The 15,450-nt window shown below is 72.9% G+C and carries 13 protein-coding genes; 3 read left to right on the top strand and 10 right to left on the bottom strand.

What is annotated here, in order from left to right:
* Nucleotides 1-126: 126 nt before the first annotated feature.
* The 4 genes from AB0O28_RS15040 to AB0O28_RS15025 all read right to left on the bottom strand — a co-directional run bounded on the left by AB0O28_RS15040 (nt 127) and on the right by AB0O28_RS15025 (nt 3,814).
* A complete protein-coding gene (locus tag AB0O28_RS15040) occupies nt 127-876 on the bottom strand; it encodes a GNAT family N-acetyltransferase (protein ID WP_363640251.1) in 750 nt (249 codons plus the stop codon).
* A gap of 298 nt (nt 877-1,174) precedes the next feature.
* Entirely contained in the window at nt 1,175-1,426 is a 252-nt protein-coding gene (locus AB0O28_RS15035) for a hypothetical protein (RefSeq protein ID WP_363640249.1), read from the bottom strand.
* A 61-nt stretch (nt 1,427-1,487) separates the two neighbouring features.
* Complete coding sequence (locus AB0O28_RS15030) at nt 1,488-2,870, bottom strand: hypothetical protein (protein ID WP_363640247.1); 1,383 nt, start codon at nt 2,868-2,870, stop codon at nt 1,488-1,490.
* Nucleotides 2,871-2,959: 89 nt separating this feature from the next.
* Nucleotides 2,960-3,814: a patatin-like phospholipase family protein gene (locus tag AB0O28_RS15025; RefSeq protein ID WP_363640245.1), complete on the bottom strand. Its 855-nt coding sequence runs from the start codon at nt 3,812-3,814 to the stop codon at nt 2,960-2,962.
* Nucleotides 3,815-3,896: 82 nt separating this feature from the next.
* Between AB0O28_RS15025 and AB0O28_RS15020 the strand changes: the two genes are divergently transcribed.
* Nucleotides 3,897-4,454, top strand: coding sequence for a TetR family transcriptional regulator (locus tag AB0O28_RS15020; RefSeq protein WP_363640243.1), 558 nt, complete (start codon nt 3,897-3,899; stop codon nt 4,452-4,454).
* Between the two features lie 105 nt (nt 4,455-4,559).
* Here AB0O28_RS15020 and AB0O28_RS15015 read toward each other — a convergent pair whose 3' ends face one another.
* From AB0O28_RS15015 to AB0O28_RS15000, 4 genes are all read right to left on the bottom strand, one after another.
* Nucleotides 4,560-5,033, bottom strand: coding sequence for an SPW repeat protein (locus AB0O28_RS15015; protein WP_363640241.1), 474 nt, complete (start codon nt 5,031-5,033; stop codon nt 4,560-4,562).
* Between the two features lie 160 nt (nt 5,034-5,193).
* The gene (locus AB0O28_RS15010; protein ID WP_363640239.1) at nt 5,194-6,963 is read right to left on the bottom strand and encodes a glycoside hydrolase family 15 protein; all 1,770 of its coding nucleotides are present in this window, start codon (nt 6,961-6,963) and stop codon (nt 5,194-5,196) included.
* A 100-nt stretch (nt 6,964-7,063) separates the two neighbouring features.
* Nucleotides 7,064-8,431: a D-arabinono-1,4-lactone oxidase gene (locus tag AB0O28_RS15005; RefSeq protein ID WP_363640463.1), complete on the bottom strand. Its 1,368-nt coding sequence runs from the start codon at nt 8,429-8,431 to the stop codon at nt 7,064-7,066.
* 108 nt (nt 8,432-8,539) lie between these two features.
* Nucleotides 8,540-9,250 carry a peroxiredoxin gene (locus AB0O28_RS15000; RefSeq protein ID WP_363640237.1) on the bottom strand — a complete coding sequence of 237 codons (711 nt, stop codon included), beginning with the start codon at nt 9,248-9,250 and terminating at the stop codon, nt 8,540-8,542.
* A gap of 200 nt (nt 9,251-9,450) precedes the next feature.
* Between AB0O28_RS15000 and AB0O28_RS14995 the strand changes: the two genes are divergently transcribed.
* Nucleotides 9,451-10,086, top strand: a complete 636-nt coding sequence (locus AB0O28_RS14995; protein ID WP_363640235.1) for a methyltransferase domain-containing protein — start codon at nt 9,451-9,453, stop codon at nt 10,084-10,086.
* Nucleotides 10,087-10,101: 15 nt separating this feature from the next.
* Here the strand turns inward: AB0O28_RS14995 and AB0O28_RS14990 are convergent, their stop codons facing one another.
* Nucleotides 10,102-11,361 carry an MFS transporter gene (locus AB0O28_RS14990; protein ID WP_363640233.1) on the bottom strand — a complete coding sequence of 420 codons (1,260 nt, stop codon included), beginning with the start codon at nt 11,359-11,361 and terminating at the stop codon, nt 10,102-10,104.
* Nucleotides 11,362-11,624: 263 nt separating this feature from the next.
* Entirely contained in the window at nt 11,625-12,668 is a 1,044-nt protein-coding gene (locus AB0O28_RS14985) for a LacI family DNA-binding transcriptional regulator (RefSeq protein WP_363640231.1), read from the bottom strand.
* A gap of 323 nt (nt 12,669-12,991) precedes the next feature.
* Here AB0O28_RS14985 and AB0O28_RS14980 point away from each other — a divergent pair, with 323 nt between their 5' ends.
* Nucleotides 12,992-15,349, top strand: coding sequence for a glycoside hydrolase family 3 N-terminal domain-containing protein (locus tag AB0O28_RS14980; RefSeq protein WP_363640229.1), 2,358 nt, complete (start codon nt 12,992-12,994; stop codon nt 15,347-15,349).
* Nucleotides 15,350-15,450 lie beyond the last annotated feature (101 nt).

The following is a 15,450-nucleotide window of genomic DNA, read 5'->3' as shown; positions in this document are numbered from 1 at the left end:
CGCGTCCGCTCGGGCCGCGTCTGGTCGGGCCGCTCGCCCTGCCCGCCCGAAGTAAGTGAGCAGGGCTGAGCGAGCAGGGCTGAGCGAGCGGGGTGAACGGCGGGGATAGCGCGGCCGGCGGGTGCGTCAGACGTCGAGCGACATGTACAGGCGGGTGCCGCCCGGCCGGAAGCCCACGCGTTCGTAGACCCGGCGCGAGCCTTCGCCTCCGTACTCCAGCCACACCGACCGGGCTCCCCCGGCGAACATCGTTTCGGCGAGCGTGGCGGTGACCGCGGCGGCGATGCCCCGTCCACGAAGGCCGGGACGGGTGCCGACCCCGGCGAGCTCCGACGTTCCCACGGCCGGGGCGGAGCACATGGCCGCTCCGGCGCAGCCGCCGCCGGGGGCCCGGACGAACCGGACCGCGCCGCCGCCCTCCTGTGTGCGGCGCAGCCGGGCCGCGCCCTCCGGCGAGGCGGCGAACTCACCGCCGAAGGCCTCGGACAGTGCGGCGTCGATCGCCGCGTAGTCCTCGTCGGTGGACGGCGTCTCCACCGGGAGAGCGGCCTGCGGCCTCGTCAGCGTGGCCGGGGTGCAGACGAGGTAGTCGTGCACCGCCTCGACGGTGAACCCCGCCTCACGAAGCGCGGGCTCCACCTCGGGCGCGGCGTCCGGGGCGAACTCGAGACGGGGCTTGAGCCCGCGCTCGCGAAACGCCCCGATCAGCGCCGCGACCTCCCGCCCGCCCGGCCTGGCGCCGGGCAGGGGTGTCGCGTAGTTGACGTACGGACTGGTGGTGCCGGGATCCACGCCCACGACGAAGTCCCCGGTCTCGACGACTTCGGGACGGCGGCGCAGGTTGGCCACGGCGAAACTCTGGACATCGATGCCCACGGTGATATCGACCTCACGAATGACAGGGTGAAGCGGTTCGCCCGCAGCGCGGAGCGGAGGGGTGAACTCGCATGGGAAAGCCATCCCGGACGGGGATTGGAGACGGTGCGCGGGGCACCGGTCGCGTGGGGCCACCGTGAGACGGTGAGGCAGTGAGCCGCTGTCGCGGGAGGCGTGGCGGTCAGTGCCGACGGCGGCCGCCGCGGGACGCCGAGAACATAGGCTTCGTTCCTTCGCTGCATTGTTCGTGTGTGAAGCGCGCTCACTCTCCCAAGAGGGTCCGTGAGCGCGCAAGCCGTTATTCGCCTGCCGAGTCAGCGCGTCGCGGGCGCGTCACCGGGCCGCCGGACGCCCAGCCGCGCGGCGAAGGCGGCGGCGTCCTCGGCACGTGCCCCAGTTGGAGCAGGTCGGACTCCAGCGCGACCACCCCGTCGGCGACGGTGGCGAGGGGCCGTTCCCGGCGGGAGGTGCGCGGCGAGCGGCCGGGGCCCTCGGGGCCCAGGACGGCGGCTTGCCGCTCGCCGGCGGGGACGAGAAGGTCGGGGGCCACCAGCCGCGGTCGCGGGTGTCCCGCAGCGGCACACGCCCGTGCCGTGCCGTGCCGTCCCGTCTCAGGACCCTGGGCGGTACTCGACGGTCCGGCGGCCGCCGCCGGGATAGATCATGATGAGGAGGTCCTGAGTGGTTCCGGGGTCGCCGGCCGGCTTGCGGTAGTGGACCCTGACCCGGTAGTGCCCCTTCCCTCTGAACGCGAGGTTCGGCAGGTCGCTCATTCCCGCGATGGGATCCATCAGCTCGATGTGGCCGGTCGGGCTCTCATAGCCGACCTCCACCACGTGGTCCCAGCCCTTCACCTCGACCGGAGGCCGCCGCCGGTACAGCTCCGCCGTCAGGCAGTTGTCGAAGTCGGAGTGAGTGAGGATCATCAGATGCCCCGGGAGGGCGGCGACGAGCCCGCCGGCCCGGAGCCTGTCCGGCAGCCCGTCGTCGAACGCGTCGTCCGTCTCGGCGGACTCGATGATCCCGTAGTCGGTGCCCATCAGCGCCCTGACGACCCGGAGCGGCCGGACGAGCGGCCGGTGGCGCGCCCTGTCGCACGCCCGCTGATTGGCCGCCTTCCACGCCCCGAACTCGGCCTCCTCCGCTGCTTTCCGTTTCCGCAGGTCCGCCTCCGCCGATGGGCAGATGGCGGCGACCAGGTACATGTCCGCGCCGCCCGGGCGATAGGCGTCGCACGCGGCGTGCCCGTAGGCGAGCAGGTCCCGGTCGGAGACGTTCCGGAAACCCCCGCTCGTGCGCGCGGCGCAGAGGAACGCCCGCTCGCCCGCGCCGAACGGCAGCACGTCGAGCGCGCCGGACGCCGACCCCTCCACCGAGTGCATCTCGCAAGGACGACGGGCGATGTCCCCCGCGGCCAGATCGGCGACCGGCAGGAACGCCACGAGTGCCAGCGCGGCCAACGGCACGGCGGCGCGGCGCGGCCACCGGTGGCGCGTCACGGACCGCAGCACCCGCCGGACCCGGTGCCCGGGGACGCGCACCGCGGCCAGCACGCACAGGGCGGCCGCGGCGGCGACGGCGTCGGGGACGACGAAAAGCCTGACTCCCAGAAGGCCGCCCCACCTCTCGAGGCAGCCCGTGTCGCGTGCGATGTCCGCGGCGAACGCCAGCGGGGCGAGGCCGTACAGGACGAGCAGCGGCGCCACCGCGACGCGGGCCAGCACGCGGCCGGCACGAGGGCTGCCTCTCCAGGTGGCGGCCCAGTTCGCGAGGAACGCGAGGACGATCCCTGGAAGCCCGGCGTACCAGGCCAGAGGGAGGTACGCGCGGGCCGGCCACCACAGGCGCGTCGCCGAGTCGTAGAGGTCGCGCGCCGGGCAGTACCCGAACGAGAACCAGCCGAAGCCGGCACCTGTCAGGGTCAGGTCGTAGGCCAGCCCCGCCGTGGACACGACCAGTGCGGCGGTCCACCACCATCGCGATCTTCTCGGCACGAGCCGCCACGCTACCGCCCACCGCCGACATCCGGCGGCGAGAACGAGACCCGGCCACGCAAGGCACCACCCCGGAGATCGGGCGGCGCTCAGTCCGTGTGTGATCCGGTCTTCCACGCGAGACGGAGCTGCTCTTCGGCATCGGTGGCTTGGCGAAGACCCGCCTGGTAGGCCGGTTCCCAGGCCGTCCGGTCATTCAGGTCCGAGCCGAATGCGCGTATCGATTCCGGATCGGGCTCGATGGTCACCACTGTGTGCGCCCCTGCGACCGCCAGCTCCTGGTGGAGCAACTCGCGGGGGAACAGGTGCGCCTGCGGGTCGATCACGACAAGCGTGCGGGCTCCGGCCGCGAGTCCGGCGTTGGTCGCCGATCGCAGGGAGCCGTCCATGTATCGGCGGCCGTTGATGGTGATCGGTGGGTAGATGCCCGGGAAGGCGGTGCTCGCCGCCACGGCGGAGGGCAGCGGTGCGCCACTGGCACGGTCGAAAACCTCCTGCTCGCCGGTCTCGGCGTCCAGCGCGGCGATGAGCAGCTCCCGGTCCGGCCATTGGTCCGCGCCGGCCATGGCGCGCATCCGGGCGATATGTGCCTGCTCGGGGCCGGTCTCGGCGGCGAGGGCGATCTGGCCCACTCGGCGCCGCGCCTCGTCCGGATTCGAGGCGGCACCGGCGAGCACCGCGAACGCCTCGCCCAGCCGGCGCCCGTCCACCTGGGGAGGAGTGCTGCCGGAGTCGGCAGGGCGCACTGGGGTGGCGAGCCGGTCGGGGTCCTGACCGGTGGCCAGCAGTGCGGCGGTGATCGCGCCGGCCGAGGTGCCGACGATCAGATCGGCTTCGCCGAGATCCACCCCGGCGCGGCGCAGTCCGCAGGCAAGCCCAGCCGTCCAGGCCATGCCGACGAGACCTCCGGCGCCCAGTACGAGTGCCCGGTCGAGTGAGTGCACGACTGTCTCCTCCTATTATTGAAACAGTCGTACCATATATTGACGTAGACGGAGATCGGCGCCGGCGAGAGGATGATCCACCGTGGGGCGACCCCCAGATCCCGCCCGGCGGGAGGCCACGCTGGCGCGGGCGACCGACTACGTACTGGCGCACGGCCTGGCCGGGTTGAGTTTGCGGCCGCTGGCCGCGGCTCTCGGTACCAGCCCGCGGATGCTGCTCTACGACTTCGGCAGTAAGCAGGAGTTGGTATCCGCCGTCCTTGCCGAGGCCCGCCGCCGCGGTGCGACACGGTTGGCTGAGAACCTCCCGCCGGAGGCGGGCTCTCCGGAGGAACGCCTGCGCGGCATCTGGGCCTGGATCAGCGCGCCCGAGCGTGCCCCGTACGTCCGGCTGATCTTCGAGGTGCACGCCGACGGCCTGGCTCGCCCCGAGAACTACCCGGACCGAGCCGAGGCGATCACGAATTGGTTCGACACCCTCGGCGCCACGTTCCGCGACATCGCCACCACCCCTGATGACACCGTCACGCCCACGTTGGTCATGGCCGTCATCCGGGGCCTCCTGTTCGATCTGACGACCACCGGCGACCGCCACCGCACCGACCGCGCCCTCGACCGCTTCTGCGAACTCCTCCGGTAGTGAACGAAGAACCGGTGAAGCCGGCGGAGGGATGTGTCCCCCGCCGGCCGACCGCCGTACGGCGCCCGCGGCACGCCCGCACAGGGGCGGCGGCGCGCCCGACGGCTACCACTCGCCGCCCGGTGAGCCGACCCCCCGGCGCGTGCCTCCGTGCTCGTGCTGCCGGTAGGTGGCGGCGAACGCCAGCGCGCCGAGGCCGAACAGGAAGATGATCGCCCCGGTGACCACGTTGTCCCAGATGGTCGCGGTGGTCGCCGACCGGCCGCCGCGGATCACCCACGGCGCGATGATCGTCCAGACACCGAGCACCGGCAGCACCCAGCTCATGCCGTACGTGCGGCCGAAGGCCGACGCGCAGCTCATCGCGAGCGCGGCGACCGTCAGCCCGACGATCAGGTTGTTGATCGCCAGACTGCCGAAGCCGCTGAAGCCGACGATCCACGGCGAGATGGCGAGGTAGAGCCCGGCGAGGAACGTCACTCCGTCCATGACCTGCGCGGGAACGGTCGATCCCGCGCGGTCGTACGTCTGGCGCAGTTCCGTCGCGTCCGGGCGGCGTGCCAGACCTGGTCGCACCATGTCGCGTCACCTCTTTTCCCAGGTGAGCGGGGCCAATGACGCGGAACCCCGCACTTGCATCATCCAACGCCCCGCAGGATGGAGGGGAGGTCTGCGGATGCGCGGGAAACAGATGGACGACATCTGTCCTTCAGATGTACCGGCGCGACCGGGCAGTGCCTCACGACGGAGACGACCGCAGAGCCTGGGCCGCGTTCACGATGGAGACGTGGCTGTAGGCCTGGGGGAAGTTGCCCGCCTGACGCCGGTTGCGGACGTCGTACTCCTCCGACAGCAGGCCGACGTCGTTGCGGAGGGACAGCAGGCGCTCGAACAGGCGCCGCGCCCGTTCGCGGCGGCCGATCAGGGCGAGCGCGTGGGCGAGCCAGAAGGAGCAGGCGACGAAGACGCCCTCCCCGCCCGGCAGTTCGTCCACGTCGTCGGCCTCCGGCCGGTAGCGCAGGACGAGGCCGTCCTCGGTCAGTTCGCGGCACACGGCGTCGACGGTGCCCGCCACGCGAGGGTCGTCCAGGGGCAGGAAACCGAGCCGGGGAATGAGCAGCAGCGCGGCGTCGAGGCCCTTCGAGCCGTAGAACTGGGTGAAGGTGTTCCGGCCGGGGTCGTAGCCGTGCGCGCACACGTCGCGGTGGATCTCCTCGCGCAGGGCACGCCAGCGGCGGGCGGGGCCGTCCTGGCCCTGCGTCTCGACCGAGCGGACCATGCGGTCCGCCGCCACCCACGCGAAGACCTTGGAGTGGACGAAGTCGCGGCGCGGGCCGCGCACCTCCCACAGCCCGTTGTCGGGCTCCCGCCACGCCCCCTCCAGATACTCCATGAGCGCGCACTGCAGGTCCCACGCCTCCTCGTCCGGCCGCAGGCCCGCCTCCCTGGCCTGGTAGAGGCAGTCGATCACCTCGCCGTACACGTCGAGCTGGAACTGCCGCGAGGCGGCGTTGCCGATCCGCACCGGCCGTGATCCCTCGTAACCCGGCAGCCAGTCGACGGTCCACTCGGGCATGTGCCTGCTGCCGTCGACCGTGTACATGATCTGCAGGTCGGCGGGGTCTCCGGCGACCGCACGCAGCAGCCAGTCGCGCCAGGCCGTCGCCTCTTCCGCGTACCCCGCGCCCATCAGCGCCCGGAGGGTGAACGACGCGTCCCGCAGCCAGCTGTAGCGGTAGTCCCAGTTGCGCGGGCCGCCGAACCGCTCGGGCAGCGAGGTCGTGGGCGCCGCGACGAGGCCGCCCGTGGGGGCGTACGTGAGGGCCTTGAGCGCGAGGAGGCTGCTGCCCACGGCCTCGCCGTACTCCCCCCGGTACCTGCACCGGCCGAGCCACTGCCTCCACAGCCGGTCGGTGGCGGCCAGTTCCTCGGCCGCCTCCAGCCGCCGCGGCCGGCCCTGCCACGACTGCTGCCAGGTGAGCACGAACGACACCCGGTCTCCCGCCCCGACCGAGAACGACGCGGTCGTGCCGCGGAGGCGGGAGTCGTGGGTGAGTTCGACGGGCGACTGGAGCCAGGCGGCGTTGGGACCGGCGATCACCGCGAGCTCCCCCTCGCGGTGCCGTACCCAGGGAATCACGGCGCCGTATTCGAAGCGCAGCAGCAGTTCCGTGCGCATCTCCACCCGGCCCCGCACGCCCTCCACGATCCGCACGAGGTCGGGCGCCTCGCCGCGCGGCGGCATGAAGTCGAGGACCCGCACGGACCCGCCGGGCAGGTCCCAGGTCGTCTCCAGGACCAGCGTGCCGTCCCGGTAGCGGCGCCCGGTGCACACGCCGCCCGCGGCGGGGGCCAGCAGCCAGCGTCCCGCCGGGCGTCCGCCCAGGAGCGCCGCGAAGCAGGCCCCGGAGTCGAACCGCGGCAGGCACAACCAGTCCACCGAGCCGTCCCTGCCGACCAGGGCGGCCGTGTGCATGTCCCCGATGAGCGCGTAGTCCTCGATGCGCATCGTTCTGCCTCGTGATCCCGTACGGACGGGAGATCGCGGCGTGCGTTCCGGATTCCGCGCATCCCTACCCGGTCACCGGGGGGCGAATCCGGCGGGCCGTTCAGGCCGGGCCGAGGACGTACCGCTCGACGAACTCGTTGGCGAAGACGCCCCGTGGGTCGTAGTGCCGCGCCAGCGCCCGGAAGTCGTCCAGGCGTTCGTAGCGGGAGGGGAGCATGTCCTGCGGCAGCGTGAACAGCTTTCCCCAGTGGGGCCGCGCGTCGAACGGCGCCAGGCACTCCTCGATCGCGGTGAGCACGGGCGTCACGGCGGCGGTGTCCTTGATCCAGGTGAAGTGGAAGGCCACGGTGTCGCGGCCCTGGCTCGGGCTCAGCCACAGGTCGTCCGCGGCGATCGTGCGGATCTCGGAGATCTGCAGCACCGGGGCGATGCGGTCGCGGATCCCGTCGAGGGCGCGGAACGCCGCGGCCGCGTGCCGCCGGGGCACCATGTACTCCGACTGGAGCTCCTCGCCGCTGCTCGGGGTGAAGTCGGGCCGGAAGTGGGGCAGGCGCTCGAACCAGGGGCCGGGGACGCCCATCTGCGCCGTGCAGTGCACCGCGGACATGCCCGGCACGGGATGCCGCGGGCCGTCGGCCGGCGCCGCGCCGAAGAAGCCGCCGCCCGACTCGGCGCCGTAGAGCCCTCCGGCGGCCGTGGCCCCCTCCAGGCCGCCCGCGGCGGCGTCCCCCGCGAGCCCGCTCACGGCCGCCGCCTCAGTGGGGCCGCCGGGGAGTGCGCCGGGGGCGGAGTCCACCCGCTCCTTCACCCAGACCTGGTTGACGCGGGAGGTCCGCCAGTCGGTGAACAGGCTGACGCTGTAGGCGGCGGACATGACGGCGTCGAACTGGTCGTCCAGCACCTCGGCGGGCAGCCCCTCGTACACGCGCTGCCGGACCTCGAACGACGGCACGACGTCCAGCGTCATGGCGACCACGGCGCCGAGGGCGCCGAGGGCGACCACGGATCCCGCGAACCGGTCGCCGTCCGCGTCGCGGCTCAGCGTGACCAGGTCGCCGTCGGCGGTCACCATCTCGATCGCGCGTACGGAGGTGGCGAGACCGCCGTTGGCGTCGCCCGAGCCATGGGTGCCGGTCGCACAGGAGCCCGCGACCGAGATGTGCGGCAGGGACGCGAGGTTGGGCAGGGCGTAGCCCTTGTCGTGCAGACGGCGGCCCAGTTCGCCGTACCGGACGCTCGCGGCCACCCTGACCGTGGACGACCCGCCGTCGACGTCGATCTCCGGCGGCAGCGCGTCCAGGGAGATCAGCGCGCCCGGGGAGTCGGCGATACGGTTGAAGGAGTGGCCGCTGCCCAGCACGCGGGCCTTCTCGCTCCGCGCCACCAGGGCGCGCACCTCCTCCAAGGAGGAGGGCCGCTCGACCGCCGCGGCCCGGAAGGCGATGTTACCGGCCCAGTTTGTCACCATTTGAGTCACAGATGAGTTCTACCGGAACACGGCACGCACGTGCGCCGGTCGAATCCTCGTTCGCGGTGGCGTCGCCGGGCAGGGGTTCGATCGCGATCGCCGGTACGGTCAGGCGCCGCGGCCGGGCAGGCTCGCGAGATACCAGTCGACGATCTTGAGCCTCTCGTCGGCCAGTCTGGCCTCCACCTCGGCCTGGGTCTTCGGCGCGCCCAGCAGCACGTCGTCGCCGGGCCGCCAGTTCGCGGGGCAGGAGACGCCGTCGCGGTCGGCCGTCCGCAGCGCGTCCACGAGCCTGAGGATCTCCGGGACCATCCGTCCCGCGTTCATCGGGTAGTAGAGGATGGCGCGGACGACCGACTGCGGGTCGATCACGAACACCGCGCGGACCGCCGCCGTCGCGGACGCGTTCGGGTGCAGCATGCCGTACGCGCGGGACACCCGCGTGTCGAGGTCGGCGATGATCGGAAAGGGGATCCGCACTCCGAGCCTGTCCTCGATCGCCCGTGTCCAGGCCAGGTGGCTGTGCACGGAGTCGACCGAATTGCCGAGCAGGGCGACGTCCCTGGCGGCGAACTCCTCCGCCAGCTCGGCGAACGCGACGAACTCGGTGGTGCACACCGGGGTGAAGTCGGCCGGATGGCTGAACAGCACCAGCCACCGCCCGGCGTAGTCGGCGAGCCGGACCGGCCCGTGGGTGCTGTCGGCCTCGAAGTCCGGCGCCTTGTCGCCGATGAGCGGCAGCCGGGTGGCGGGTTCGGCCGCGCCGGTCGCGGCGCCGGGCGTCGCGGGGGTCACGGCAGAGGTCATGGCAGAGGTCATGGTCGATTCCTTTCCCCGGGCCGGCCCGCGGGTGCCGTCGCGGATGCCGAGGTGATCTCCGCTCTCCCGCCGCGGCGTCGCCGCGTCGTCCATCGGGGCCGTACCCGCCGGAACCGGTGGCGACTACGAGCCGTTTCGCCCAGATTCGGTAATACCGCTCCGCGCGCCGCGGGAATGAACGACAGACGGAAGGAGACGCCATGCCGACGACCGAGGTCAGTCATCCGCTCTTCGCCCGCTTCTACACCTGGTTCAGCCAGGTGATCGACAGGAACGGCCTGTCCGGGCAGCGGGAGGCGCTGGTGGCCGGGCTGTCGGGCCGGGTGATCGAGATCGGCGCGGGCAACGGGCTGAACTTCGCCCACTATCCGCCGTCCGTCAGCGGCGTGCTGGCCGTAGAGCCCGAACCACGGCTGCGGGCGACCGGCCGCCGCGCCGCACGTGCGGCGCGGGTGCCGGTGGAGGTCGTCGGCGGCCTGGCCGACCGGCTTCCGGCCGCGGACGGCGAGTTCGACGCGGCGGTGGTGTCGTTCGTGCTGTGCTCGCTGCCCGACCCCGCCGCCGGGCTGCGGGAGATCCGCCGCGTGCTGGCCCCCGGCGGGCGGCTGCGCTTCCTCGAACACGTCCGCGCCGGCCCCGCGGGCTGGGCCAGGGCGCAGGATCTGCTGGACGCGACCGTGTGGCCGTCCCTGACCGGCGGCTGCCACACGGGCCGCGACAGTGTGGCGGCCGTCGAGGCGGCCGGCTTCACCGTCGAGTCGCTGGAGCGCTTCGTCTTTCCCGGCCGCGTCCGCAGCCCCATCTCCTTCTGCGTACGCGGCGAGGCCCGGCCCTGACCCGTCCGGAAGGGATCAGCCGGGGTCCGGGCGGCTCGCCAGCGCGTCGTACCTGCGGAAGGCGGACACGCCGAAGCCGGCCACCAGCACGAGGACGGCGCACACCAGGCCGCCGCCCGCCCAGGAGGGCACGAGCCCGAAGGCGTCCGCGGTGGCCCCCGCCCGCAGGTCGCCAAGGCGGGGACCGCCCGCCACGACGACCATGAACACCCCCTGCAGGCGTCCGCGCATCTCGTCGGGCGCGTACGTCTGCAGGATCGTCTGCCGCCACACGGCGGAGGCGAGGTCGATCGCGCCCCCGATCGCCAGCAGCGCCACGACCAGCCACAACGGCTGCGCCAGCGCCGCAGCGGCCACTGTCACGCCCCACAGGGCGATCACGAGCGTGAGCGCCACACCCTGGCGGCGCACCCGGCCGACCCAGCCGGAGAAGACGCCGGCGACGACCGCCCCGATGGCGATGCTCGCCGACAGCCAGCCGAACGCCACCGCCGACCCGCCGAAACGCTCGGCCGCCAGCTCGGGGAACAGCGCCCTCGGCATCGCGAACGCCATCGCGATGATGTCCACCACGAACGACATGAGCACGACCGGCCTGCTCACCACGTAACCGAGCCCGTCGATCACCGAGCGCAGGCCCGGCCGGGAGACCTCGCCGACGGGCGCGAGCGGCGGCAGCCGCACGGCCGCGTAGAAGCCGGCCCCGAACAGCACGGCGTCGATGAGGTACGCCATGGCGTATCCGCCCTTGGCGAGCACCACGCCGGCCAGCAGCGGCCCGACCACCGTGCCGATGCTGCTGACGAGGAAGTTGAGAGTGTTGGCGGCGGGGACCCGCTCGGTGGGCACGATGCGGGGGATGATCGCCCCGCGCGTGGCCGAGGTGACGGCGAAGCCGATCGACTGCAGGGCGATGACGGCGAGGATGAGGTGGACGCTGCCGAGCCCCGACCAGGCGTGCAGCAGCAGGGCGACGGTCGACAGCCAGGCCACCACGGAACCCGCCAGCAGGAGCCGGCGGCGGTCCATCGCGTCGGCGACCGCGCCACCCCACAGGCCGAAGACGACCAGCGGGACGAGGCTCACCGGCCCGAGCAGGCCCACCCACAGGGACGACCCGGTGATGGTGTACACCTGACCGCTCACGGCCACCGAGGTGAGCTGGAAGCCGATGAACGAGACCCCCTGCCCCACCAGCAGCCGCCGGTACGCGGGAATGCTCAGAGGCCTGGTGTCGAGGGCGACGCGCTTCAGAACGGCCTGTACCCCCGCCACCTCTACCTCACCGAACTGGTCATATAGAACATTTGACGCACTTTACCCCGGCCACATTTGAAGGCTCACCGTCGGAGTATCCGGCGGGGATCAGGATGAACCGTTCGCGGCGCGCACGTGCGGCTCTCCTCCGGGCCACTCCCACCGGGGCCGACCGCGAGCCGAACGTTTCGGAGAAATTCCGAATCTTTCCGTAACAACGCCGCGCGTCTCACGCGCCCCGGACGGCGGGGACACAGAATTTCTGTCGGTGTTCCGAAACTTCAGGCGACGAGCGGGGCGGTGCTGGCGCGGACGACCAGGTTGGTGGTGAGCTCCAGGCGGTTCTGCGGCGGGCTCTCGCCGCGAGCGAGCGCGACCACCATGTCCGCGGCGGCGGCGGCCATCTCGGTGAGCGGCTGGCGGACCGTGGTCAGCGCGGGGATGAGCCACTGCGCCATCGGCACGTCGTCGAAGCCGACCACGCTCAGCTCGTCCGGAATGCGCAGCCCCATCTCGTGGGCCGCCTGGTACACGCCCATGGCCTGCGCGTCGTTGAAGGCGAACACAGCGGTCGGGCGCCGGGGCAGCGCGAGCAGGAAGCGGGCGTGCGCCATGCCGTCCTGGGCGCTGAAATCGCCCTGCCGCACGAGCTCCGGGTCCGTCGGCACGCCGGCGGTGTCCATGGCGGCGCGGAAACCGTCGAGCCGCGCCCGGCTGGACAGGGCGTGGGCGGGCCCGGTGATTAGGCCGATGCGCCGGTGCCCCAGTTCCAGCAGGTGCCGTGCGGCCGACAGGCCACCGCTCCAGTTGCCGGCTCCCACCGAGGGCAGCTCGTGCCCGGGATCGCCGGTGGGATCGACCAGCACGAGGGGGATGTCCCGTGTCTTGAGCTGCTCGCGCTGGGCCCGGGTGAGGCCGGAGAAGACCACGATCACGCCGCAGGGACGGCGGCCGATCACGCCCTCGATCCAGCCCTTGGCGGGAGGGTGGCGCTCCTGCAGCTCCGAGACGACCACCGCCAGGTCGTGCTCGCGCGCCACCTGCTCGACCCCCTTGATGACCTCCATCGCGTACGCGCCCTCCAGCTCGTGGAAGACCAGTTCGATGAGAGGGGTCGCGGCCGGGCGCTTCTTCTGCCGGCGGTACCCGTGCTCGCGGATCAGGTCCTCGACCAGGGCGCGGGTCTCGGGGGCGACCTCGGATCTTCCGTTGACGACCTTGGAGACGGTCGCGGGGGACACCCCCGCCAGCTCGGCGATCTGGGCGATGGTCAGCGGCCGGGAGGGCGCGCGGTCCGGAGGTGTCGGCTCCCTGGTCGTCGTCATACGCCGCAGTTTAGCGCCAACTTTCGGACATTCACCCGAATGTTTCGGATGTCACACCGCCGGTTCCTTGACGCACTCCAGCGCAGCGACCTAGAGTCCACATAAACTATCGGTCCTGATTTAGAAACTTTCGGACGACGACGGTCCAGGCGACAGTCCGGATGAACAGTGCGGATGAACAGGGGGCGCTCGATGCGGTTGCTCGTGTACCGCCGTCTGCCGCCGCCGCGGCACGGGTACCACCGGGCCGATCGCCACCGGACCTCCGTACGGCGTCTTGCGGGGCCGAGCCCGACGCGATGGATCGACAAGCAAGGGATGTCATGACATTCGTAGACGCGCCGGGCATCGCGCCCTGGCGGGACGGCGGCCGGCCCCTCGACGAGCGCGTCGAGGCGCTGCTGGCCGAGATGACGCTGGAGGAGAAGGTCGCCCAGCTCGGATCGGTCTGGACCGACATCTCGACGGCCGGATCGGAAGCCGCCGCCGGCAACGTCGCCCCGTTGCAGGACCTGTTCATGAAGGACGGCGCCGACCTCGCCGGCCGGATGCGCGACGGCGTCGGCCACCTCACCCGCGTGTACGGCACGGCGCCGGTGAGCCCGGCGGAGGGGGCGGCCGGGCTGCGCCGGCTGCAGGAGCAGGTAATCGCCGCCAACCGGTTCGGCATCCCGGCGATCGCCCACGAGGAGTGTCTGACCGGGTTCGCCACCTACGGCGCGACCGCCTATCCCACCCCGCTGGCCTGGGCCGCGACCTTCGACCCCGCGCTGGTGCGGCGCATGGCCCGGGCCATCGCCGACGACCTGCGGGCGGTCGGCGTTCACCAGGGCCTGTCGCCGGTCCTCGACGTGGTGCGCGACTACCGGTGGGGCCGGGTCGAGGAGACGCTCGGCGAAGACCCCTACCTCGTCGGCCAGATCGGCGCGGCGTACGTGCGCGGGCTGGAGGAGACCGGCGTCATCGCGACGCTCAAGCACTTCGCCGGGTACGCCGCCTCCCGGGCGGGCCGCAACCACGCCCCGGTCAGCATCGGTCCCCGGGAGATGGCCGACGTGATCCTCCCGCCGTTCGAGACGGCGATCCGCGAGGGCGGCGCGCGGTCGGTCATGAACTCCTACACCGACATCGACGGCGTGCCGGTCGCCGCCAACGCCGACCTGCTGCGGCGCGTGCTGCGCGACCAGTGGGGCTTCGACGGCACGGTCGTCGCCGACTACTGGGCGGTGCCGTTCCTCGCCATGAACCACAACGTCGCCGAGGACGAGGCGCACGCGGGCGTCATCGCGCTGCGCGCGGGCATCGACGTGGAGCTCCCCGAGACGGTCGGCTACGGCTCCCGGATGGTGGAGCAGGTGCGGGCCGGCCGCGTGGAGGAGTCGCTGGTCGACGATGCGGTCCGCCGGGTGCTGCGGCAGAAGATCGCGCTGGGCCTGCTGGACGACGGGCCCCTCGTGCCCGACGGCGCCGGCGATGTCGATCTGGACAGCCCCCGCAACCGCGACCTGGCCCGCGAGGTGGCCGAACGCTCGGTGGTGCTGCTGAGCAACCCCGCCGGCGTGCTGCCGCTGGCCGCGGAGACGTCCGCGCGGATCGCCGTCATCGGACCCTGCGCGGACGACCCGCGGACCCTGCTCGGCTGCTACGCCTTCCCCAACCACGTGCTCGACCGCTTCCCCGATCACGGGATGGGCCTGCCCGTCGCCCCCGTCCTCGGCTGCCTGCGGGCCGAGTTCCCCACCGCCGACCTGCGGTTCGCGCGGGGCGCGGACGTGTCCGGCGACGACGCCTCGGGCATCGCCGAGGCCGCCGCCCTGGCCGCGGACTCCGACCTCGTGCTGCTGTTCGCCGGCGACCGGGCCGGACTGTTCGGCAACGGCACCTCCGGCGAGGGCTGCGACGCCGCGCACCTCGGCCTGCCCGGAGTGCAGGACGAGCTGGTCGAGGCGGTCCTGGCGACCGGCACGCCGGTCGTGCTGGTCGTGGTCTCCGGCCGGCCGTACGCGGTGGGCGCCCACGCCGGCCGGGCCGCGGCCGCGCTCCAGGCGTTCCTGCCGGGCGTGGAGGGCGGCGCGGCGATCGCGGGAGTGCTCAGCGGCCGGGTCGAGCCCTCGGGCCGCCTGCCCGTCCAGATCCCCGGCTCCCCGTTCGTCACCCCCTCCACCTACCTGCAGCCGCCCCTGGGGCTGCGGACGGACGGGATCTCCGTGTCCGACCCGACGCCGGCGTTCCCCTTCGGCCACGGCCTGTCGTACACGACGGTCCGCTACGACGCGCTGGCCACCTCCGCGGAGCGGTGCCCCACGGACGGCACGGTCGAGGCGCGGGTGACCGTCACCAACACCGGCGCCAGGGCGGCCGAGGAGGTTGTGCAGCTCTACGCCTCCGACCCGGTGGCCCTGGTGGCCCGTCCCGTCGCGCAACTCGTGGGCTTCGCCCGGGTGCCGCTCGCGCCCGGCGAGACCCGCGAGGTGGTCTTCGAGGTGCCGGCCGACGCCTTCTCCTACACCGGGCCCGACCTGCGCCGGATCGTCGAGCCGGGGGTGATCGCGCTCACCGCGGGCCCGTCGGCCGCCGACCGCCCGCTGCGCGCCGAGATCCTGCTGACCGGCGACACCGTCGCGCTCGGCCGGGACCGGCGGCTCACCACCCGCGCGCGGGTGCCGGAACCGGCCTCCTGACCGTGACCCGCTTCCGGCGGGCGGCGACGCGCCGCCCGCCGGACCGCGTCACGGCGCCACACCCGGCGACAGCCGCCCGTCCCCCGCCGCAGCACCCGCGC

Source organism: Microbispora sp. NPDC088329 (assembly GCF_040685655.1).
Lineage (GTDB): Bacteria > Actinomycetota > Actinomycetes > Streptosporangiales > Streptosporangiaceae > Microbispora.
This window is presented reverse-complemented; position numbering and strand designations above follow the sequence as displayed.